Genomic DNA, 20,292 nt, shown 5'->3' with positions numbered 1-20,292 from the left:
AGATTAGGTGGCCGGCTCCGCCGCTGTTTCACTGCGCAGCCGCACCAGCCGCGTCGTGCTGCTTTCGTCGAGTTCGACCAGGTCGGCGCGGGAGCGCAGGAAATCGCTGAACGACCGGAAGCCCAGCGACTTCTCGGAGAACGACGGGTCCATCCGCTTCATCTGCGCCTTGACCGCCGAGTTGTGCAGCCAGTCGGCGTCGTCCTTCTCGTGGCCGATGCGCAGCGCCCGCTCCAGCAGACCCGTCGCCGCGGCCTGGGGGTCTGGTTCGTCGTCAACCGACTTGGCGGTGGTGCGACGGGTGCGTTTCTTCGGCGCCGCCGGGGCAGTGGCGACCGGCACGCCGGGCAGCGCGTCGTAGGTGACGAACTCGTCGCATGCCGCGGTCAGCGACTTGCTGGTGGAGCCGGCCACGCCGATGCCGACGACGTAGCGGCCCAGGCGTTTACACCGCTGCGCGAGCGCGATGTAGTCCGAATCGCCGGCGACGATGACGACGTGAGTCAGGTCGGGCAGCCGGAACATGTCCTCGACGGCGTCGACCGCGAGCCGGATGTCGGCGCCGTTCTTGCCGTAGGCGGCGGCCGGGAAGAGCTGCACCAGATCGACCGCGCGGCCGACGAGCTGGCCGCGGTAGCCGGCGTTGATGTCGTCGGACCAGTCGGCGTAGGCCTTGGTCAGCACCAGCGTGCCGAACGACGACGCAAAGTCGATGATGGCGCCGACGTCGACGGTCGCGCCGGCCAGCTTTTCGGTGTCGAATCCGGCCGCCTTGTCGCGCTGGAACGAGTTGCGGCCGTGCACCTGGTCATAGCGCGAGATGACGATGTTGTCGAAATCGAGGTACACCGCCACGCGTGGTGCGCCGGGCTCCGTCATGGGGGTGACCTTTCGTAGGTGTGCGACGAGCAATGACCTGCAGTTTGGCGGGGGTGTGGGGCAGGCTGTACCCTCTTTAAGGCCCACCGCACTGCTGTCGCTGAGTGCTGCGGGCACGGCCCCCTTAGCTCAGTCGGCAGAGCGTTTCCATGGTAAGGAAAAGGTCAACGGTTCGATTCCGTTAGGGGGCTCGATGGGCACCGGGTCGAGCGGAGCCCGACGTGGCGGTGTAGCTCAGTCGGTTAGAGCGAACGACTCATAATCGTTAGGTCGCCGGTTCGAGTCCGGCCATCGCTACCACAATTACAGGGCTTGAGTTAGAGGAGACAGCAGACGTGGCGTCGAGTACCGACGTACGGCCGAAGATCACAATGGCCTGCGAGGTGTGCAAACACCGCAACTACATCACGAAGAAGAACCGCCGAAACGATCCGGACCGGTTGGAGCTGAAGAAGTTCTGCCCGAATTGCGGCAAGCACCAGCCGCACAAGGAATCGCGGTAGTCGGCCAACCGCTTCCCGGTTGCTGACCTCTGACCAGGTAGGTTCCATACCCGTGGGTTTGTCTTCGAAAATTGTCGGGCTGCACTACCGCTATCCCGACCATTACGAGGTAGGGCGGGAGAAGATCCGCGAGTACGCGGTCGCGGTCAAAAACGACGACGCGGCGTTCTTCGACGAGAAGGCCGCCGCCGAACTCGGCCATGACGCGCTGCTGGCGCCGCTGACGTTCATCTCGATTTTCGGCTATCAGGCGCAGTCGGCGTTCTTCGAGGCTGCCAACGTCGCGATCAAGGACGCCAAGATCGTCCAGGTCGACCAGGAGCTGAAGTTCCTCAAGCCGATCAAGGCCGGCGACAAGCTCTACTGCGATGTGACGCTGCACGGTTTGCGCCAGGCGCACGGCACCGACATCGTCGTCACCAAGAACATCATCACGAACCAAAACGGCGAAGTGGTACAGGAGACCTACACCACCCTTGCGGGGCGTAGCGAGGACAACGGAGAGAGTGGCTTCAGCGATGGCACTGCGTGAGTTCAGTTCGGTCAAGGTGGGCGACGAGTTGCCGGAGAGGGTCATCTCGCTGACCCGTCAGGACCTGGTCAACTACGCGGGGGTTTCCGGCGACCTCAACCCGATCCACTGGGACGACGACATCGCCAAGCAGGTCGGCCTGGACACCGCGATCGCCCACGGCATGCTGACCATGGGGCTTGGCGGCGGGTACGTCACCTCGTGGGTGGGTGACCCGGCCGCGGTCACCGAGTACAACGTGCGGTTCACCGCCGTGGTCCCGGTGCCCAACGACGGCAAGGGCGCCGAGATCGTGTTCAATGGCCGTGTGAAATCCGTTGAGCCGGAGAGCAAGTCGGTCACCATCGCGCTTTCCGCGACCACTGGCGGAAAGAAGATCTTTGGTCGGGCGATCGCGACCGCTAGGCTGGCATAACTGATGGCGCTCAAGACCGACATCCGGGGGATGAGCCACAAGTACCCCGACTATTTTGTGGTGGGCCGCGAGAAGATTCGCGAGTACGCGAAGGCGGTCAAGGCCGACGACCCCGCCAGCCATGACGAGGCGGCCGCCGCCGAGTTGGGGCATCCGGCGCTGGTCGCGCCGCTGACGTTCGTCTCGACGCTGGCGCTGCTGGTGCAGCAGGACTTCTTCCGCACCGTCGACGTCGGCATGGAGACCCTGCAGATCGTGCAGGTCGACCAGAAGTTCGTATTCCACCGACCGGTGTATGCCGGCGACAAGTTGTGGGCTCAGATGGACATCCATTCGGTCGACGAGCGGTTCGGCGCCGACATCGTCGTCACCCGCAACACCTGCACGGATGAGCACGGCGAACTGGTTCTGGAGGCCTTCACCACGCTGATGGGCCATGAGGGCGACAACTCGATCTCGGTGAAATGGGATCCGGAGAGCGGCCAGGTGATGCGCAAGGCCGTGGGTGAATAGGCGCTAACGGATTAGTAACTAGCACCAGGCCCGATGTACACTCGGACCTCGGGGTTTTCCCACCTAAGCGCGCTGTCCGTCGGTTTGAAGATCAACCGTTCGGGGAGCGCGCAAATTGTGTAAGCCCCGGCAGTTCCGCTGAAGGGGCGTAGCTCAACTGGCAGAGCAGCGGTCTCCAAAACCGCAGGTTGCAGGTTCAAGTCCTGTCGCCCCTGCTCAACTGAATACTCGACAAGCGTGGACACTGGAGGGTGACCACCAAGAAACCCAGACGAAAGGCATGCGGTGAGCGACGAGCGCGATGATGCCCGCTCCGCGGGACCAGGTGCCGATAGCGAGGACACCGGCGGCCAGACCGCCGTCGTGACCCGGCCGACGCGTCCCACCGGTAAGCGGGCCCGCCGAGCCGTCGACGGTGAGGACACCGCCGGGGCCGAGACCGAAGGCGGCCTCAGCAAGAACGGCGGGACGGCCACCAAGACGGCCAAGAAGGCCGAACGGCCCGGCAAGCGCCGGCTCAACCCGTTCGCCTTCGTCTGGAACTACCTTGCGCAGGTCGTTGCCGAGCTGCGCAAGGTCATCTGGCCGAACCGTAAGCAGATGGTCACCTACACCATCGTGGTGCTGGTGTTCCTGGCGTTCATGGTGGCGATGATCGGCGGGGTCGACTTCGGCCTGCGCGAGCTCATCTCACTGGTGTTCGGCTGACGGACTAGAGAGGATTGACAACCGTGACGAGCTTCGAGGGCGATACGCCTTCGGCCGAGAATGTCGACGTGATGGCCGATGAGGCCACCGTCGAGGAGACGACCGTCGACGAGACCACCGAGTCGGCGGAGCAGGCGGAGCCGGAAGAGGAAGATCCCGCCGTCGCGCTCAAGAAGGAGCTGCGCACCAAGCCCGGCGACTGGTATGTCATCCACTCCTACGCCGGCTACGAGAACAAGGTGAAGGCCAACCTCGAGACCCGCGTGCAGAACCTCGACGTCGGCGACTACATCTTCCAGGTCGAGGTGCCCACCGAAGAGGTCACCGAGATCAAGAACGGCCAGCGCAAGCAGGTCAACCGCAAGGTGCTGCCCGGCTACATCCTGGTCCGCATGGAACTCAACGACGAGTCGTGGGGCGCGGTGCGCAACACGCCCGGCGTCACGGGTTTTGTCGGCGCGACATCGCGGCCGTCGCCGCTGTCGCTGGACGACGTGGTGAAGTTCCTGCTGCCGCCCGCCGCGGTCAAGAAGCCCGGCAAGATCACCGCGGCATCGCAGGCCGCCGCCGACGTCGGCGCCACCGAGCGGGCGCCGATCGAGGTCGATTTCGAGGTCGGCGAGTCCGTCACCGTGATGGACGGGCCGTTCGCCACGCTGCCCGCGTCGATTTCGGAGGTCAATGCCGAACAGCAGAAGCTGAAGGTGCTGGTGTCGATCTTCGGCCGCGAAACCCCTGTCGAACTGACCTTCAACCAGGTCGCCAAGATTTAAAGCTGCGATTTCGGCGTGAAAACCTGCGGTGGGCGCAGGAAATCACGCCGAAATCACTGAGAAAGGAAGAGCATGGCCCCGAAGAAGAAAGTCATCGGGCTGATCAAGCTGCAGATCCAGGCCGGGCAGGCCAACCCCGCCCCGCCGGTCGGTCCGGCGCTCGGCCAGCACGGCGTCAACATCATGGAGTTCTGCAAGGCGTACAACGCCGCGACGGAAAACCAGCGCGGCAACGTCATCCCCGTGGAGATCACCGTCTACGAGGACCGCAGCTTCACCTTCACCCTGAAGACACCGCCCGCGGCCAAGCTGCTGCTCAAAGCCGCCGGTGTGCAGAAGGGCTCCGGCGAGCCGCACAAGACCAAGGTCGCCAAGGTGACCTGGGATCAGGTGCGCGAGATCGCCGAGACCAAGAAGGCCGATCTGAACGCCAACGACATCGACGCCGCGTCGAAGATCATCGCCGGCACCGCCCGGTCGATGGGCATCACCGTCGAATAGATCGTCAACACAGCAGAACCCGTGGGAGAGCTGGCATCGGCTCGCCAACCACAACTCTGAACAGGAGATCGCAATGAGCAAGAACAGCAAGGCATATCGCGAAGCCGCCGAAAAGGTGGACCGCACCAAGCTCTACACCCCGCTCGAGGCCGCCAAGCTGGCGAAGGAGACGTCGAGCAAGAAGCAGGACGCCACCGTCGAGGTCGCCATCCGGCTGGGCGTCGACCCCCGCAAGGCCGATCAGATGGTGCGCGGCACCGTCAACCTGCCGCACGGCACCGGTAAGACGGCCCGCGTCGCGGTGTTCGCCGTCGGTGACAAGGCCGCCGAGGCTGAGACCGCCGGCGCCGACATCGTCGGCAGCGACGACCTGATCGAGAAGATCCAGGGCGGTTTCCTCGACTTCGACGCCGCGATCGCCACGCCCGATCAGATGGCCAAGGTCGGCCGCATCGCCCGCATCCTGGGCCCGCGCGGCCTGATGCCCAACCCGAAGACGGGCACCGTCACCACCGACATCACCAAGGCCGTGAACGACATCAAGGGCGGCAAGATCAACTTCCGCGTCGACAAGCAGGCCAATCTGCACTTCGTCATCGGCAAGGCGTCATTCGACGAGAAGGCGCTGGCGGAGAACTACGGCGCCGCGCTCGACGAGATCCTGCGCGCCAAGCCGGCGTCGTCGAAGGGCCGCTACCTGAAGAAGATCGTCGTGTCGACGACGACGGGCCCGGGCATCCCTGTCGACCCGTCGATCACCCGCAACTTCGCCGAGGTCTAGTCACGCAAGCGATTTCGCGAAGCCGCTGACGTCACGCAGGCTGGCCGCGTACACGTCGGGCATGGCGCCGGGGCACAGCATGTCGCCGGCGTGGCAGGTGCCCGCGACGACGCGGCCGACGGCGGGCACGCCGGCCTGCAGCAGCCGCCGGTAGTAGACCAGGCCCTCGTCGCGCAGCGGGTCGAGCTCGTTGACCGAGATGACGTGCGGCGGCAGCCCGACCAATTCCTCGTCGGTGGCCATCGCTGCCCAGCAGGTGCCGTCGCGAGAGTTCTGCCCGCCCGGGTCGTAGACCGATCCGAGAAGTGCGGCCTGCTGGCAACTGATGAAGTACTCGTCGTTCTCCTTGAGCGACGGCAGGTCGTCGGGGTAGTCCAGCCAGCGGTTGGAGATGTACGGGCATTGCGCGTACGCGCCGGCGATTTCGTCGCGCCAGCCCTCGCGGGCCGCCTTGAGCGTGACGGTGAGCGTGAGATTGCCGCCGCCGGATTCACCGGACACGATCAGGTGGCTGACGCCGAGCTCGGTCCGGTTGGCGTACACCCACCGCACCGCGGCCGCGCAGTCGTTGAGCCCAGCCGGATACGGGTGCACACCGAGCTTGCCCGCCGAGTTGCGGAACTCGACACCCACCATGACAAGTCCTGTGGCGGCGAGGTTTTCGCGCCATCGCACGTATCCTGTGTCAGCGGCGCTGGCGATGGCCATGGCGCCGCCGTGCAGATGCACGACGGCCGGCAGCGGGCCGTCGGCCTCGTTCGGGCGGCTTATGTAGAGGGTGACATCGTTACCGTCGGGCCCGGCGATGGTGACCGTCGTGGACGTGACGCCCTCGGCGACGGGCGCGCCCTGGGCGAGGGCGTCGAGCACCCCGCCCAGAACCTCCTCGCTCGTCGCCGCATATGCCAGCCGCTCCGGCAGGGGCGAATCGACGGTCAACTCCGCGGCCGGGAAGCGGCCGTCGAGACCGAAAGGCGCAAGCGCGGACACCATGCGCGGATCGGAACGCGGATCGGTGCCGAGCGTGCAATCGGGGTTGGCGAAACGACCGTGGGGCATGGCGGGATGGTACTGCCGCAGCTGCGGTCAGCGCTGGCATTCGGTGATACGACGACGCAGGAACGCCAGCGCGGGCTCGGAGCCGTTGCAGTCCAGGGCTTTTCGATACCAAACCAACGCCTGGTCCGCCCGCCCGGCTCGACGCAGCAGATCCGCCCTGATCGACGCGACGGTGTTCGACCGGGCCAGTCGCGGATCGTCGGCCACCGCATCCAGCGCCTCCACACCCGCCGCGAACCCGTCACGAAACCCGATCGCCAACGCGCGGTTGGCCCGCGCCACCGGCGAGTCGGTGATCTCGATCAACCGGTCGTAGGCCGCGCAGATCCCCGTCCAGTCGGTCTCTTCCCACGACGGCGCGGTCGCGTGCAGCGCCGCGATCACCGCCTGCGGCAGATACGGTCCGGTCGAGCCCGCGGCCAGGCGCAACCGGGCCAAACCACGCGCGATCCGGGCATGGTCCCACCGTCGGCGGTCCTGCTCGTCGAGCGGCACCAGTGCGCCGTCGCCGTCCACACGCGTCGACCGTCGCGAATCATGCAGCAGCACAAGCGCAGCCAACGCCTGCGCGTCAGGCGATCCGGGCATCAACGAGCACAACTCGCCGGCCAGCCGGACGCCTTCATCACACAGCTCGTCGCGGATCGCCGACGGGCCTGCGGTGGACCAGTAGCCCTCGGTGAACACCGAGTAGATGCAGGCCAGCACATGCGGGGTGCGTTCGGGCAAAAGCTCCGCCGGCGGCACCCGCAGCGGGATGTTGGCATGCCGAATCTTGTTCTTGGCCCTGGTGATTCGCCGTCCGACCGCCGCCTCGGACTGCAGTAGTGCGCGGGCGATCTCGGCGACGGTCAACCCCGAAACCAGGCGCAGGGTCAAGGCCAACTGCGACGGCCGCTCCAACGCCGGGTGCGCGCAGGTGAACATCATCCGCAGCTCGTCGTCGCGAACCGGATGCGGATCGCCACGCTCGGTACGAGCCATGATGCCCTCCAAGGATGCAGCCAATTCCTTTCCGGGCCGCACGGATTCACGCCGCAGCCGATCCAGCGCGCGGTTGCGCGCAGCCGTCACCAGCCAGGCGCCGGGTTTGTCGGGCATACCGTCGCGAGGCCATACCCGCAGCGCGTCCGCGCAGGCCTCCTGGACGGCGTCCTCGGCGACGGTGAGGTCGCCAGACCATCGCGCGATGGCCGCGACGGCCGGGCCCCACTCGCGACGAAACACACCGTCCAGGTTTGCCATTCGCGCCCGATTACAGCCCGGATACCCCGGCTAGCTGCCGAAGCTCCACCGCAGAAGCCGGAATCATCGACGCCAGCTTGACCGCCTCGTCGCGGTCGGCGGCGCTGAGCACGTAGTAACCATTGGCCACTTCGGCACCCTCGATGTACGGCCCGTCGGTGATCAGGGTTTCGCCGTCGCGCACCCGCACTGTCGTCGCCGTCGACGGTGGATGCAGACCCGCGCCCGCCCGGATGTGCGAACCGGCTGCGGCGCCGAATTCGACGTGCTGCGCGACGCCTTCCTCCCACTCGGGGCTGCCGGGCGTCACCGACCACGTCGGCGGCTCCAGCAGCAGGGCGATCCAGTTCGTGCCCTCCAGCGGTTGCCGCGGCAGCGAATCAGCCATCGGCCAGACCTCGATGGCGCCGTACTTGGCGGCCGGGATCTGGCGGGCCAACTCCAGTGCGTCGTCGAGGTTGTCCGCGTCGAACACGTAATAGCCGCCCGCGACCTCCGCGGATTCCGCGAACGGGCCGTCCGTGACCGTCGGCGCGTCGGGTCCACCGGTGATCCGCACTCCGGTCGCCGCGGGCCCGAGCGCGTCGCCGGCCCGAATCGCCGACGCCGCGCGGGCGTGGAAATCCCGATACGCCGCCATCTCGGCGGCGCCCTCGTCAGGGGTGAGGTCGCGTTGCGGGCTGATCAGTAGCGCGAAGTACTCCATCGTGGTCACCTCTCAGGTAGCGAGCGAAACCCTGTGTTTCACTCTCTACCCATCCGACGAACGGCGCCGTCGCGATCCGACACCTACTTCTCCAGGGTGAACTGGCAGACGTCGACGAAGCCCTCGCGGAACATGTTCGCGCAGCCGGTCAAGTACTTCATGTAGCGCTCGTAGACCTCTCGCGATTGGATGGCGATGGCCTGTTTCTCGTGCGCCCGCAGTGATGCCGCCCATGCGTCCAACGTCTTCGCGTAATGCGGCTGCAACGAATGAACCCTCGAAACCGTGAAGCCCGCCCGCACAGCGTGGTCTTCGACCACCGGAGCCGTCGGCAGCCAGCCGCCGGGAAATATCTCGCTGATGATGAACCGGCCGAAATGCACTATCTCCGCGCGCAACTCAATTCCCCGGCGCTTGCGCTCCTGCAGGCTCTGCCGAAGGATCGTGTGCAAAAGCATGACTCCGTCGTCGGGAAGCATCTCGTACGTCTTCTTGAAAAAGCGGGCGTAGCGGTCGCTGCCGAAGTGCTCGAACGCGCCGATGGATACGATGCGGTCGACGGGCTCCTCGAACTGTTCCCAGCCACACAGCAGCACCCGCTTGGTGCGCGGCCCGTCCAGCTCGCATAACGACTTCTGCACATGGGCTGCTTGGTTTTTCGACAGTGTCAGGCCGACGACGTTGACGTCGTAGCGCTCGACGGCCCGGCGCATCGTGGAACCCCAGCCGCAGCCGATGTCGAGCAGCGTCATCCCGGGCCGCAGCCCCAATTTGCCCAGCGCCAAATCGATCTTGGCCAGCTGCGCCTCTTCCAGCGTCATGTCGTCGCGCTCGAAATAGGCGCAGCTGTACGTCAGCGAAGGGTCGAGGAACAGCCGATAGAAGTCGTCGGACAGGTCGTAGTGGTGCTGGACGTCCTCGAAGTGCGGTGTCAGTTGTTCTGACATTCCGTTCCCACCCTCCGCCCTAACTCCCGCCCCTCAGGGCGGGCTATTTGACCAGAGTGAACTGACAGACGTCGGTGTACCCGTCCCGGAACAGATCTGAACAACCGGTCAGGTATTTCATGTACCGCTGGTAGACCTCTTCACCCTGCAGCGCGATGGCCTCGTCCTTGTGCGCCTCCAGCGCCTCGGCCCAGGTGTTGAGCGTGCGAACGTAATTCGAGCCGATCTTGTGGTGGCGGGCGATCTTGAATCCGGCGTTGGTCGCGTACTCGTCGACGATGGAGATCATCGGCAGCCGGCCGCCCGGGAAGATCTCGGTCAGGATGAATCTGATGAACCGCAGCAGCGACATCGTCGTCTTCAGCCCGAGCTCTTTGCCCTCCTCGGCGGTGGGCACCACGATCGTGTGCAGCAGCATCACGCCGTCATCGGGCAGGACGTTGTAGCACATCTCGAAAAATGCCTTGTAGCGCTCGTAGCCGGCGTCACCGGCGCCGTCGGCGAAGTGCTCGAACGCACCGAGCGACACGATGCGGTCGACGGGTGTTTGGTCGTACTGCTCCCAGCCGCACAACCGCACCTCCTTGCGGCGCGGGCTGTCCATTTTGTCGAATTCCTGCTGGACATAAGCCAATTGGTTCTCGCTCAGCGTCAGGCCGATGACGTTGACGTCATATTTGTCGACCGCGCGCCGCATCGTGGAGCCCCAGCCGCAGCCGATGTCGAGCAGCGTCATGCCCGGCTGCAACCCCAATTTGCCCAGCGCCAAGTCGATCTTGGCGCGTTGGGCCTCTTCGAGCGTCATGTCGTCGCGCTCCCAGTAGGCGCAACTGTAGGTCATGGAGGGGTCAAGCCAGAGCTTGAAGAACTCGTTGGATCGGTCGTAGTGCGACTGGACCCGCTCGACAGGCGGTGCCAGTTCGGTGGCTGAACGTTCTGTCGGCTGTGTCATACCGGCCGACCCTACTAAGGCGGGCCGCTATTTGACTAGACCGCGCCGCCTACTTCTCGCAGGTGAATTGCGCGACGTCGACCTGGCGCTGGCGGAACAACTTCGCGCAGCCCGTCAGGTACTTCATGTAGCGCTCGTAGACCTCTTCGGACTGGATCGCGATGGCCTCGTCCTTGTGCGCCTCAAGCGCCTCGGCCCACAGGTCGAGGGTCTTGGCGTAGTGCGGCTGCAGCGACTGCACCCGCGTCACCTTGAACCCGGCCTCGGTGGCACGCTCCTCGACCATCGGGATCGACGGCAGCCGTCCGCCCGGGAAGATCTCGGTCATGATGAACTTGATGAACCGGGCCAGCTCGAAGGTCAGCGGGATCCCAAGATCCTTGGCGTGCGCGGGATTCAGGCCGCAGATGGTGTGCAGCAGCATGATGCCGTCGGCGGGCATCGCCTCGTAGGCCATCTTGAAGAAGGCCGGATAACGCTCGTGGCCGAAGTGCNCGCAGATGGTGTGCAGCAGCATGATGCCGTCGGCGGGCATCGCCTCGTAGGCCATCTTGAAGAAGGCCGGATAACGCTCGTGGCCGAAGTGCTCGAAGGCGCCGATGGACACGATGCGGTCGACGGGCTCGTCGAACTGCTCCCAGCCCTGCAGAAGCACGCGCTTGGTGCGCGGGCTGTCCATCGCGTCGAACATCTTCTGCACGTGGGCGGCCTGATTCTTCGACAGCGTCAGACCGACGACGTTGACGTCATACTTCTCGATCGCGCGGCGCATGGTGGCGCCCCAACCGCAGCCCACGTCGAGCAACGTCATCCCGGGCTGCAACCCCAGTTTGCCCAGCGCCAGGTCGATCTTGGCGATCTGCGCCTCTTCCAGCGTCATATCGTCGCGTTCGAAGTACGCGCAGCTGTAGGTCTGGGTCGGGTCCAGGAACAACCGGAAGAAGTCGTCGGACAGGTCGTAGTGCGACTGCACATCTTCGAAGTGCGGCTTCAACTGCTTCGCCATGACGTCGTGCGCCTTTCGTGAAGTGACGGCGTGCACGAGGGATGCGCGACGCTTCCCCCGAGACGCACACCCCCAATGCGTTGCAGGGATGCTATCCGATGTGGGGGGCATGCTCCGAATCGAGCTATTTGCCCCTGCAAAGGCCTCGCTGACCTGCGGTGTTACTTCTCCAGCGTGTACTGGCAGACGTCGAGGTGGCCGCTGGCGAAGTAGCCGGCGCAGCCGGTCAGGTACTTCATGAACCGGTCGTAGGCCTCCTGGCCCTGGATCTCGATGGCCTTGTCCTTGTTGGCCTGCAGGTTGGCCGCCCAATCGTTGAGGGTGCGCACGTAGTGCGGCTGCAGCGACTGCACCCGGGTCAGTTTGAAGCCCGGCTTCGGGGCGAGCTCCTCGATCATCGAGCGTGACGGCAGCTGCCCGCCCGGGAAGATCTCGGTGACGATGAACTTGATGAACCGGGCGATCTCGAACGTCAACGGCAGGCCGCGCGCCTTCATCTCGTCGGGGTGCAGCGAGCTGATGGTGTGCAGCAGCAGAATGCCGTCGTCGGGCAGCGCGTCGTAGGCCATCTGGAAGAAGGCGTCGTACTTTTCGTGGCGGAAGTGCTCGAAGGCGCCGATCGAGTAGATGCGGTCGACCTTCTCGTCGAATTCCTCCCAGCCCTGCAGCCGAACCTCGAAGGTGCCGTTGGTCTTGACCTTGGCCAGGCGCTCCTCGGCGGCTTCCTTCTGCGCCTTGCTCAGCGTCAGGCCGATCGCGTGGATGTTGTCGTAGTTCTCCAGCAGGCGCTGCATGCCGCCGCCCCAGCCGCAGCCGATGTCGAGCACCCGCATTCCGGGCTGAAGTTTCAGCTTGCCCTGCGCCAGGTCGAACTTGGCGTTCTGCGCCTCGCTGCAGGTCATGTCCTCGCGCTCGTAGTACCCGCAGGTGTAACCCATCGTGGGGCCGAGGAACAGCTCGTAGAACTCGTTAGAGATGTCGTAGATCGACTGCAACAACTCGTAGTTCGGCTTCAGCTTGGGCATGCGTGACGACTCCAACCAATCTTCTTTGTTCCGTGCAGGTGCCGACCTGGCACGGCACTCTACCTGAATGCGCCGGCGACCATTCCGAGGCTCCGGCGCACGGCGTCTACCAACTCTCGGCGAAATTCACCTTAAGTTCGCTGACAATCTCATCCCACAGTTGCTCGGGCAATTCGTGGCCCATGCCGTCGATCAGCACCAGCCGGGCGCCCTTGATGGCGCGGGCCACGGCCCGGCCGCCGGACGGCCGCATCAGTTTGTCGGCCTTGCCGTGGATGACCACCGTCGGTGCGGTGATTTGCCGGTCGTAGCGCAGCAGGCTGCCGCTGCCGAGCACCGCGGCGAAATGGCGACCGATGCCGGCCGGGTAGTAGGCGCGGTCGTAGCCCTCGATGGCGTCGGCGCGGATGCGGTCCTCGGGGGCGGGGTAGCGGGGGCTGCCGATGAGCTTGCTGATGCGGACCGAGTTCTCGATGATCTCCTCGCGCGACGCCCCCGGCGGCGGCGCCTTGATGAGGGCCAGCAGCTGCCTGGGCGCGGGCGGCGGCAGCATCGGCTGGTTGTTGCTGGAGAAGATCACCGCCAGCGTCTTGGTGCGGTGGGCGTGACGGGCCGCGAAGATCTGGGCGATCATGCCGCCCATCGAGGCGCCGACGATCTGGGCCTTGTCGATCTTCAGGTGATCCAGCAGCGCGGCGGCGTCGTCGGCCATGTCCTCGAGCGTGTAGGGCGCCGGGCTTTTGAGCCCGAAGAACGAGCGCACCATCCGCTGGGTGAGCGGCATCCCGGCGTGGCGGCCGGTCACCTTGGACGAGAGCCCGACGTCGCGGTTGTCGTAGCGGATGACGCGCAGGCCCTGGTCGACGAGCTTTTCGCAGAAACCCTTGCGCCACAACAACAACTGCGCGCCGAGGCCCATGATGAGCAGGACGGCCGGATCGTTCGGGTCGCCCATGTCCTCGTAATAGATGTCGAGCTCTCCCGAGCGGGCAGTGCCGGTGCGGACGTCCATCTAGGCGTCCAGCTCTTCGGAATGCTCGCGGCTGATATCGACCATGAAGTTGGCGAAGTACCCCGTCAGCTGCGGATCGGACATCATCTGCCACTTCGGGGCCAGCAGCTTCATGTAGCGCTCGACATACAGGAACTGCTTGCCGATCAACACCAGCTCGCGGGGCAACTTGACGTCGTAGGCGTCGGCCAGGGCGGAGAGCTGACGGCCGATCTCGGCGTAGCTCATATCGCCCAGCGACTTCATCGTCAGCGGGGTGGCGAACTTCTCCAGGTCCTTGGCGGCCTGCGCCTCGGGTTTGACGGTGCCGACCGCGCCCATCAGCACGACGATCTTGCCCGCCGCGGCGTGGTCCTTCTTGACCAGCAGTGCGTACACCAGCTCCCTCAAGAGCCAGCGGGTGCGCGGGTCGATGCGGCCCATGATGCCGAAGTCGAAGAAGACGATCTTGCCGTCTTTGTCGACGTAGAGGTTGCCGGCGTGCAGGTCGCCGTGGAACAGGCCGTGGCGCAGCCCACCCTCGAACACGCTGAACAGCAGGGCCTTCACCAGCTCGGTGCCGTCGAAACCGGCCTTGCGGATCGCGGCGGCGTCGTCGATGCGGATGCCGTTGACCCGCTCCATCGTCAGCACTTTCTCGCTGGTGAGGTCCCAATAGACCTGTGGTACCCGGATGTTGCGGCCCAGCGGCGAGGCATGCATGTGTGACACCCAGGCGTCCATCGACTGCGCTTCGAGCCGGAAGTCGAGCTCCTCGGCGAGGTTGTCGGCGAAGTCGGCGACGACGTCTTGGGCGCTCAGGCGTCGGCCCAGCTTGGCGAGTTCGACCAGCTGCGCGCCGCGCTTGAGGATCTGCAGATCGGCGGCGACCCTTCTGCGGATGCCCGGCCGCTGGATCTTGACGACGACCTCCTCGCCGGTGTGCAGCGTGGCGTAGTGCACCTGCGCGATCGAGGCCGACGCGAACGGCTTCTCGTCGAAGCTCTTGAACAGCGTGGACGGCTCGTCGCCGAGCTCCTCGATGAACAGCTTGCGCACCTCGTCGGCGTCGGCCGGCGGCACCCGGTCCAGCAGGCTGCGGAACTCCCGGCTCAGCGGTTCACCGAACGCGCCCGGGCTGGACGCGATGATCTGGCCGAACTTGACGTAGGTGGGCCCCAGGTCGGAGAACGTCTTCGGGATTTCCTTGATGATCTTTTGCTGCAGAGAGCCGCGGCCGGTCAGCTTGGTGAGGACGCGGGCGCCGGTGCGGGTGACCTGCCATCCCGTCGCCCCGATGCGGGCGGCCTCGACCGGCAACGGCACCCGATCCAGCTTGGCCACCTCGCGGTGCTTGGTCTTCGGCGTAGCAGTCATAGCATGCAGTGTCTCAGAGGCCGCCGCGAGGCTCCGAATCCGTGCAGTCTGCGTCACACCCTCTTGTGCGCCGAAATGGCCTCAGACGAAGGCCGCCTCGACCTCGTCGCGGCTGCGCACCGGGTCGCTGCCGGGCACGTACGACGGCAGCGTATGCGGCGCCAGGGACGGATCGACGCCGCCCTTGACCCGGGCCTGCGCCTGCTGGAACTCCGGCACCGGTCCCGACGCCAGGCCCAGCCCGTTGATGACCGACCAGACGATGCCGCGCCGGGCGGTGCGCTCGACGATGTTCGGGTCGCGGTGTGCGATCAGCTGCTTGGCCCAGCGTGGCATGGTGTCGCGGACGGCCCAGTCGATCGCGCTGTGCGGCATCGGGACGTTGGGGCCGGTGGCCATCGCGGTGCCGTGTGTGACCGCCAGCCGGGGCAGATACGACTCGAGGCACTCCAGCGTTTCGGCCTTGGTGGTCGGCAGATCGGTGCCGCCCAGGGCGTGTCCGACGCGTACGAACTCCCCGTAGTAGCGGTCAAGTTTCTTGCCGCGCAACGGGTTTGGGTGGTACAGCTCGTGTGCGGTGGCCAGCCCCCACACCACCGTGGCGTAGTTCCAGCGCAGCCAGTCCGGGTCGTCGGCGTCATAGCGGGCGCCGTCGGGCCGGACGCCCTTGATGGTGTGGTGCATCGCACGCACGGTTTGCGCCAGCCGCTCCGCGGTCTCGGTGGAGCCGTAGGCCGTGCCGATGAAGAATGCGACCGAATGCCCGAGCCGCACCACGGCGCCGGCCTGGTCGATGCGCGGCGGATGGCCGGCGGGGTTGCCGTCGGCGTCCCGTTCGACGAGCCGGGAGTGGTGCAAGCCCATCCAGTAGATCGACGGGTCGAGGCGCTCCATATAGGCCGCGCACTGCAGGCCGAAGATCAGCGCGTGCATGTGCGAGTGCACATGCCACACCGCGCTGCCCGGCCCGAACCAGCCGGGGTCGCCCGCCGGCCCGGCGAACTCCATGCCGCGGAAGTAGTTGCTCCGGACGTCCTCATCGAACTTCTTGTTCAGCCACTGCCCGACGAGCTGATGCGGCAGAAACACTTCGGCCCCTTTCGAGTTCTGGTCACGCTTGTAGCCAGACTACATTTTGGATACGCCCGTGACCAGACATAGGCTGGGGTGATGTCGAGCCCCACCCGCTGGGCCGGCGTGCCGTTGACCGACCGCCGTGCCGAACGCCGCGCGCTGCTGGTCGACGCCGCATTCCGGCTGTTCGGCGAGGGCGGCGAGGCCGCATTGTCGGTGCGCTCGGTGTGTCGCGAGTGCGGACTGAACACCCGCTACTTCTACGAGAGCTTCGCCGACACCGACGATCTGCTCGGCGCGGTGTACGACGAGGTCAGCGTGCAGCTGGCCGCCGACGTCGCGGCCGCGATGGACGCCGCGGGGAAGTCGTTGCGGGCGCGGACCCGGGCGGGCATCGCCGCGGTGCTCGGGTTCAGCTCGGCCGACCCGCGGCGGGGCCGGGTGTTGTTCACCGACGCGCGTGCGAACCCGGTGCTCGCGGCCCGCCGCGCGGCCACCCAAGACCTGCTCCGCGAGGCGGTGCTCACCGAGGGCTGGCGGCTGCACCCGGAGTCCGACCCCGTCGAGGCGCGGGTCGTCGCGGCGATGTACACCGGCGCGATGGCCGAGCTCGCCCAGCAGTGGCTGGCCGGCAGCCTCGGCGACGACCTCGACGTCGTGGTGGACTACGCGCTGCGGCTGGTGTTGCGGTAGCCCGGCGCCACGAGCCTCACGCCGGCGGCTTCCACGGCTTGATCCAGTCGGTCTCCGGCCAGCCCTCGATGCCGGCCATCAGTTCGTACATCGTTGCGCCGTCGATGGATTCGCGGATGATGTCGGCGTGGCCGGCATGCCGCGACAGTTCCTCGATCAGATGGTGGGCCACCCAGCGCACCGACCAATGGTCGATGTCCTGCGGGAACCACGGCACACCATGCGGCACCGGCACCGGCGCGTCGAGGTCCTGCTCGGCGAACACCCGCAGCGTCTCGGCGTTCTGTGCCTTCAATGCCGCCAGCAGGTCTGAAAGGGTTTCGTCCTCGCGCATCGTGTACTGGTCGCCGTACTCGGCCATCTGCTCCTCCAGCGGACGCGGGTCCGGTGGCGGCGAATCCGGCGCCGCCGCAGCGCGTTCCGTCCAGCCCTTCTGTACACCGGCGGCATGTTTGACCAGCCCGCCGATCGACAGCGCGCTCACCGACGGCGTCGAGCGGGCCTGCTCATCGGTCAGCCCATAGGCCACCGCGAAGAACGCATTCTGTTGAAAGGCAAGGAAGTTGAGCAGCGTCTGGCGCTCGTCGGCGGCGGGTGGCGGCATTCCGGGCATTACTGGTTTCCCTTCGTGTTGGTGTTGTGCGCGTAAAGATCTCGGATACAAGCGATTTCGGCGCCGTGGTGGATGACTTCGCGGTTGATGTGCAGGACAAGGGCGATGAACGGATAGTCGGCGTAGGGACCTTCGGCCGGCCCGCACGGGCGGTTGAGGTCATCGAGTGACAGGCTACGGACCCCGTCAATCCACCTTTGGTACTGCTCGTCGAGCTGCCGCAATGCGGTCGCGGCGTCGGTGGCATATTGCCACGTTTGGTAACTGGCCGCCGGCGCGCCGAAATGTGAATGGTTGCGCATGGCGAACACACCGACGATGACGTGCGCCAGCCGCCACGCGATCGTCGTGAACGGCGCCGGCTGCGGCTCGGGATAGGTGAAGTCGATGGAGCCGTCCGGATGCACCGTCCAGCAGTTGGGCACCGGCTGCCAGAAGTACTCGTCGTCGGTCAGCCCGTCCAACCGCGGCCGCAAGTGCCCCGTCCAGTGGAAGTCGAGTTGGTCTGCCAATTGTGCCGTGATGTCCATGCGACTACCCTGACAGAGATATAGGATAGTTTCGGTCCTATGACTGCGGCAAGGTGAACGCATGGCGGAAACAACCAGCCGGGTGCTGCAGCTGCTCGGACTGCTGCAGTCGAGGCGGGTATGGACCGGCGACGAGCTCGCCGCCCAGCTCGGCGTGACGACCCGCAGCGTGCGTCGCGACATCGAGCGGCTGCGTGATCTCGGCTATCCGGTACACGCCAGCAAGGGCCACGGCGGTGGTTATCAACTGGGTGCCGGCGCGGCGCTACCGCCCCTGCTGCTGGACCCGGACGAGGCGGTCGCCGTCGCGGTGTGTCTGCGGCTGGCGGCCGGCGGCAGCGTGGCCGGCGTCGGCGAGTCCGCGCTGCGGGCGCTGTCCAAGCTCGACCAGGTGATGCCCGCGCGGCTGCGCTCGCAGGTGTCGGCAGTGCACAACGCGACGGTGACGTTGACGTCCGCGACCGACACCCCTGTTGAGCCCGACGTGTTGATGACGCTGGCCCGAGCGTGCCGCGACCACGAACACGTCGCGACCAGCTACACCGATCTGCGGGGCAACACCACCCAGCGGCGGCTCGAGCCCTATCAACTGGTGACGACGGGCCGGCGCTGGTATCTGCTGGCCTACGACCGCGACCGGCAGGACTGGCGCACCCTGCGGCTGGACCGGATGACCGACGTGCGTGCGCTCGGCAGCACGTTCGCGCCGCGGCCGGCGCCGGATGCGGCGGCCTATGTGCGACAGTCGATCAGCGCGTCGCCGTATCCTTATGTGGCGAAGGTGCGCTATCGAGCGCCGGAACATGTTGTGGCCCAGCACTTTCCACCTGCCACCGCGACGATCGAACCGGACGGACCCGACGCCTGCGTCGTCACCGCCGGCGCCGACGATCCCGAGAAGATGGTGTTTTATTTCGCGATGGCCGGCGAGCCGTTCGAGGTGCTCGAGCCGCCCGAAGTGGTGGCCGCGGTGCGCACGGTCGCCGAGCGCCTGCGCGTCGCGTCGACCCCTCGCGAGCAGACATAGAATCGCACGTCGCGGCGCCGAATCATGCGATTCTGCGATCCCCTACCTTCGGTGTGGGCCCAGCTCGCGCGCACAAATCAGGTGATGCCCAGCCGCTCGGTCAGCACCAGGAAAGCCGCCGCGAAGTCGTTGTCGGCGGTATCGGCCCGCACCTGATCCCAGTCCACCTGCTCGCGCACCGCCCGGACGGCGGGCAGCAACGCCGCGAAATCGCAGTGATGCTCATTGAGCGAACACAGCTTCTCGGTCACCACCTGCGTCGGCGGCAGCACCAACATGCGGATGGCCAGCACGTCGAGCTCCTCGGCCGTGCGGATCGTCGAGGCATCCACCGGCACGCCGTTGAGCCGATACAGCACGTCGACGACCACATCGCCGGTGCGGGCCTTGAACAACCAGTCCTCCGGCGTGCGTTCGATGGTGAAACCCGCCTGCTGCAGGGTGGCCGCGGCGGCGTCGGCGTCGGGTTCGGCGACGACGAAATCCACATCGTGCACCGGCTCGGGCCCGCCGTGCACCCACAGCGCGTAGCTACCGGCCAGAGCAAACTCCGGGCCGTTCGCCTTGAGCGCCGACGCGGCGCGTTTCAGCGCCTCACGCAACTCGTCATTGCGCGGCAGCACATGCCATCCCGGGTGATCGATACGGGACAAGCGGGTAGGCAGTAACCATGCGGGTGGCCACGTTCAACATTTTGCACGGGCGCAGCGTGCATGACGGGGATGTCGACCTCGACCGCCTCGCGGCGTCCATCAAGCAGCTCGACGCCGATGTCCTCGCCCTGCAGGAGGTCGACCTCGACCAGCCGCGCTCCGGCAATTCCGACCTGACCGCGCTAGCCGCCGAGGCGATGGGCGCCGTCAGCCACCGCTTCGTCGCCGCCATCTCCGGGACACCGGGCGCGACGTGGATGGCCGCCACCGGGCGCGAACAGCCCGGCACCGCGGCCTACGGCATCGCGCTGCTGTCGCGGTATCCCGCCGAGAACTGGCAGGTGCTGCGACTGCCCAGGATTCCGTTCAAATTCCCCATGTATCTGCCCGCACCACACCGGGTGCAGATCGTCGACGAGGAGCCGCGCGCGGCGGTGGTCTCCCGGCTGGACACCCCGCTGGGCCCGTTCACCATCGCCAACACCCATCTGTCGTTCGTGCCGGGATGGAATCGTGTTCAGCTGCGCCGGCTGCTCCGTGACCTGCGCGGTTTCCCCGGGCCGCGGATTCTGATGGGCGATCTGAACATGGGTGCGCAGCGCAGGTCGGGGCTGCGTCCGCTCGGTACCGCGCCGACCTTTCCGGCCGACGATCCCACCCACCAGCTCGACCACATCCTGACCGACGACGACGCGGTGCGGGTCGACGACGCCTGCGCGCCCCGCCTGCCGGTCTCCGACCATCGCGCGCTTGTCGTCGACATTTCGCGGCCTTGACGCCGTAGGGTTT

General features: G+C 66.2%; 25 protein-coding genes and 3 tRNA genes. 14 read left to right on the top strand and 14 right to left on the bottom strand.

Annotation, left to right across the window (positions count from 1 at the left end; translation table 11 throughout):
* Nucleotides 1-3: 3 nt before the first annotated feature.
* Entirely contained in the window at nt 4-879 is an 876-nt protein-coding gene (locus CWS39_RS05505) for an NYN domain-containing protein (protein WP_102141890.1), read from the bottom strand.
* 118 nt (nt 880-997) lie between these two features.
* Between CWS39_RS05505 and CWS39_RS05500 the strand changes: the two genes are divergently transcribed.
* From CWS39_RS05500 to rplA, 11 genes are all read left to right on the top strand, one after another.
* Nucleotides 998-1,070, top strand: a tRNA-Thr gene (locus CWS39_RS05500).
* Nucleotides 1,071-1,102: 32 nt separating this feature from the next.
* Nucleotides 1,103-1,179: transfer RNA gene (locus CWS39_RS05495), tRNA-Met, on the top strand.
* Nucleotides 1,180-1,214: 35 nt separating this feature from the next.
* Nucleotides 1,215-1,382, top strand: coding sequence for a 50S ribosomal protein L33 (gene rpmG / locus CWS39_RS05490; protein ID WP_102141889.1), 168 nt, complete (start codon nt 1,215-1,217; stop codon nt 1,380-1,382).
* 52 nt (nt 1,383-1,434) lie between these two features.
* Nucleotides 1,435-1,914, top strand: coding sequence for a (3R)-hydroxyacyl-ACP dehydratase subunit HadA (gene hadA, locus CWS39_RS05485; RefSeq protein ID WP_102141888.1), 480 nt, complete (start codon nt 1,435-1,437; stop codon nt 1,912-1,914).
* Nucleotides 1,901-2,329 carry a (3R)-hydroxyacyl-ACP dehydratase subunit HadB gene (gene hadB / locus CWS39_RS05480; RefSeq protein WP_102141887.1) on the top strand — a complete coding sequence of 143 codons (429 nt, stop codon included), beginning with the start codon at nt 1,901-1,903 and terminating at the stop codon, nt 2,327-2,329. Before hadA ends, hadB begins: the two co-directional genes overlap by 14 nt.
* Nucleotides 2,330-2,332: 3 nt before the next feature.
* Complete coding sequence (hadC, locus tag CWS39_RS05475; RefSeq protein ID WP_102141886.1) at nt 2,333-2,842, top strand: (3R)-hydroxyacyl-ACP dehydratase subunit HadC; 510 nt, start codon at nt 2,333-2,335, stop codon at nt 2,840-2,842.
* 142 nt (nt 2,843-2,984) lie between these two features.
* Nucleotides 2,985-3,057: transfer RNA gene (locus CWS39_RS05470), tRNA-Trp, on the top strand.
* Between the two features lie 70 nt (nt 3,058-3,127).
* Entirely contained in the window at nt 3,128-3,550 is a 423-nt protein-coding gene (gene secE / locus CWS39_RS05465) for a preprotein translocase subunit SecE (protein ID WP_102141885.1), read from the top strand.
* 23 nt (nt 3,551-3,573) lie between these two features.
* Nucleotides 3,574-4,323, top strand: a complete 750-nt coding sequence (gene nusG, locus CWS39_RS05460) for a transcription termination/antitermination protein NusG (RefSeq protein WP_102141884.1) — start codon at nt 3,574-3,576, stop codon at nt 4,321-4,323.
* A gap of 72 nt (nt 4,324-4,395) precedes the next feature.
* The gene (rplK, locus tag CWS39_RS05455; protein ID WP_102141883.1) at nt 4,396-4,824 is read left to right on the top strand and encodes a 50S ribosomal protein L11; all 429 of its coding nucleotides are present in this window, start codon (nt 4,396-4,398) and stop codon (nt 4,822-4,824) included.
* A gap of 73 nt (nt 4,825-4,897) precedes the next feature.
* Nucleotides 4,898-5,605: a 50S ribosomal protein L1 gene (rplA, locus tag CWS39_RS05450; RefSeq protein ID WP_102141882.1), complete on the top strand. Its 708-nt coding sequence runs from the start codon at nt 4,898-4,900 to the stop codon at nt 5,603-5,605.
* Here the strand turns inward: rplA and CWS39_RS05445 are convergent, their stop codons facing one another.
* The 10 genes from CWS39_RS05445 to CWS39_RS05400 form a co-directional block, all read right to left on the bottom strand.
* A complete protein-coding gene (locus CWS39_RS05445) occupies nt 5,606-6,664 on the bottom strand; it encodes an alpha/beta hydrolase (protein WP_102141881.1) in 1,059 nt (352 codons plus the stop codon).
* Between the two features lie 27 nt (nt 6,665-6,691).
* Nucleotides 6,692-7,909, bottom strand: coding sequence for an RNA polymerase sigma factor (locus CWS39_RS05440; RefSeq protein ID WP_102141880.1), 1,218 nt, complete (start codon nt 7,907-7,909; stop codon nt 6,692-6,694).
* A gap of 10 nt (nt 7,910-7,919) precedes the next feature.
* Entirely contained in the window at nt 7,920-8,615 is a 696-nt protein-coding gene (locus CWS39_RS05435) for a YciI family protein (protein WP_102141951.1), read from the bottom strand.
* A gap of 83 nt (nt 8,616-8,698) precedes the next feature.
* Nucleotides 8,699-9,562, bottom strand: coding sequence for a cyclopropane mycolic acid synthase family methyltransferase (locus CWS39_RS05430; RefSeq protein WP_102141879.1), 864 nt, complete (start codon nt 9,560-9,562; stop codon nt 8,699-8,701).
* Between the two features lie 43 nt (nt 9,563-9,605).
* Nucleotides 9,606-10,514: a cyclopropane mycolic acid synthase family methyltransferase gene (locus tag CWS39_RS05425; protein WP_102141878.1), complete on the bottom strand. Its 909-nt coding sequence runs from the start codon at nt 10,512-10,514 to the stop codon at nt 9,606-9,608.
* Nucleotides 10,515-10,563: 49 nt separating this feature from the next.
* Entirely contained in the window at nt 10,564-11,520 is a 957-nt protein-coding gene (locus CWS39_RS05420; protein WP_102141950.1) for a cyclopropane-fatty-acyl-phospholipid synthase family protein, read from the bottom strand.
* 161 nt (nt 11,521-11,681) lie between these two features.
* Nucleotides 11,682-12,545, bottom strand: coding sequence for a cyclopropane mycolic acid synthase family methyltransferase (locus CWS39_RS05415; RefSeq protein WP_102141877.1), 864 nt, complete (start codon nt 12,543-12,545; stop codon nt 11,682-11,684).
* Nucleotides 12,546-12,651: 106 nt separating this feature from the next.
* Nucleotides 12,652-13,557, bottom strand: a complete 906-nt coding sequence (locus CWS39_RS05410; protein WP_102141876.1) for an alpha/beta fold hydrolase — start codon at nt 13,555-13,557, stop codon at nt 12,652-12,654.
* Complete coding sequence (locus CWS39_RS05405) at nt 13,558-14,913, bottom strand: ABC1 kinase family protein (protein ID WP_102141875.1); 1,356 nt, start codon at nt 14,911-14,913, stop codon at nt 13,558-13,560.
* A gap of 81 nt (nt 14,914-14,994) precedes the next feature.
* The gene (locus CWS39_RS05400; RefSeq protein ID WP_102141874.1) at nt 14,995-16,002 is read right to left on the bottom strand and encodes an oxygenase MpaB family protein; all 1,008 of its coding nucleotides are present in this window, start codon (nt 16,000-16,002) and stop codon (nt 14,995-14,997) included.
* A gap of 81 nt (nt 16,003-16,083) precedes the next feature.
* On the opposite strand from CWS39_RS05400, the gene CWS39_RS05395 reads away from it, so the two are divergent.
* A complete protein-coding gene (locus CWS39_RS05395) occupies nt 16,084-16,680 on the top strand; it encodes a TetR/AcrR family transcriptional regulator (RefSeq protein WP_102141873.1) in 597 nt (198 codons plus the stop codon).
* Between the two features lie 16 nt (nt 16,681-16,696).
* Here CWS39_RS05395 and CWS39_RS05390 read toward each other — a convergent pair whose 3' ends face one another.
* The gene (locus tag CWS39_RS05390) at nt 16,697-17,293 is read right to left on the bottom strand and encodes a DinB family protein (protein WP_102141872.1); all 597 of its coding nucleotides are present in this window, start codon (nt 17,291-17,293) and stop codon (nt 16,697-16,699) included.
* On the bottom strand, nt 17,293-17,823 hold the full coding sequence (locus CWS39_RS05385) for a DinB family protein (RefSeq protein WP_102141871.1): 531 nt from the start codon (nt 17,821-17,823) through the stop codon (nt 17,293-17,295). The genes CWS39_RS05390 and CWS39_RS05385 overlap by 1 nt, the downstream gene beginning before the upstream one ends.
* Before the next feature lie 61 nt (nt 17,824-17,884).
* On the opposite strand from CWS39_RS05385, the gene CWS39_RS05380 reads away from it, so the two are divergent.
* On the top strand, nt 17,885-18,850 hold the full coding sequence (locus CWS39_RS05380) for a helix-turn-helix transcriptional regulator (protein WP_102141870.1): 966 nt from the start codon (nt 17,885-17,887) through the stop codon (nt 18,848-18,850).
* A gap of 77 nt (nt 18,851-18,927) precedes the next feature.
* On the opposite strand, the gene CWS39_RS05375 is transcribed toward CWS39_RS05380, so the two are convergent.
* Nucleotides 18,928-19,473: a hypothetical protein gene (locus CWS39_RS05375; protein WP_102141869.1), complete on the bottom strand. Its 546-nt coding sequence runs from the start codon at nt 19,471-19,473 to the stop codon at nt 18,928-18,930.
* 47 nt (nt 19,474-19,520) lie between these two features.
* Here CWS39_RS05375 and CWS39_RS05370 point away from each other — a divergent pair, with 47 nt between their 5' ends.
* Nucleotides 19,521-20,279 carry an endonuclease/exonuclease/phosphatase family protein gene (locus CWS39_RS05370; protein WP_199177975.1) on the top strand — a complete coding sequence of 253 codons (759 nt, stop codon included), beginning with the start codon at nt 19,521-19,523 and terminating at the stop codon, nt 20,277-20,279.
* The last annotated feature ends 13 nt before the right edge of the window (nt 20,280-20,292 follow it).

The organism is Mycobacterium hubeiense (assembly GCF_002838065.1).
GTDB classification, from domain to species: Bacteria; Actinomycetota; Actinomycetes; order Mycobacteriales; family Mycobacteriaceae; genus Mycobacterium; species Mycobacterium hubeiense.
This window is presented reverse-complemented; position numbering and strand designations above follow the sequence as displayed.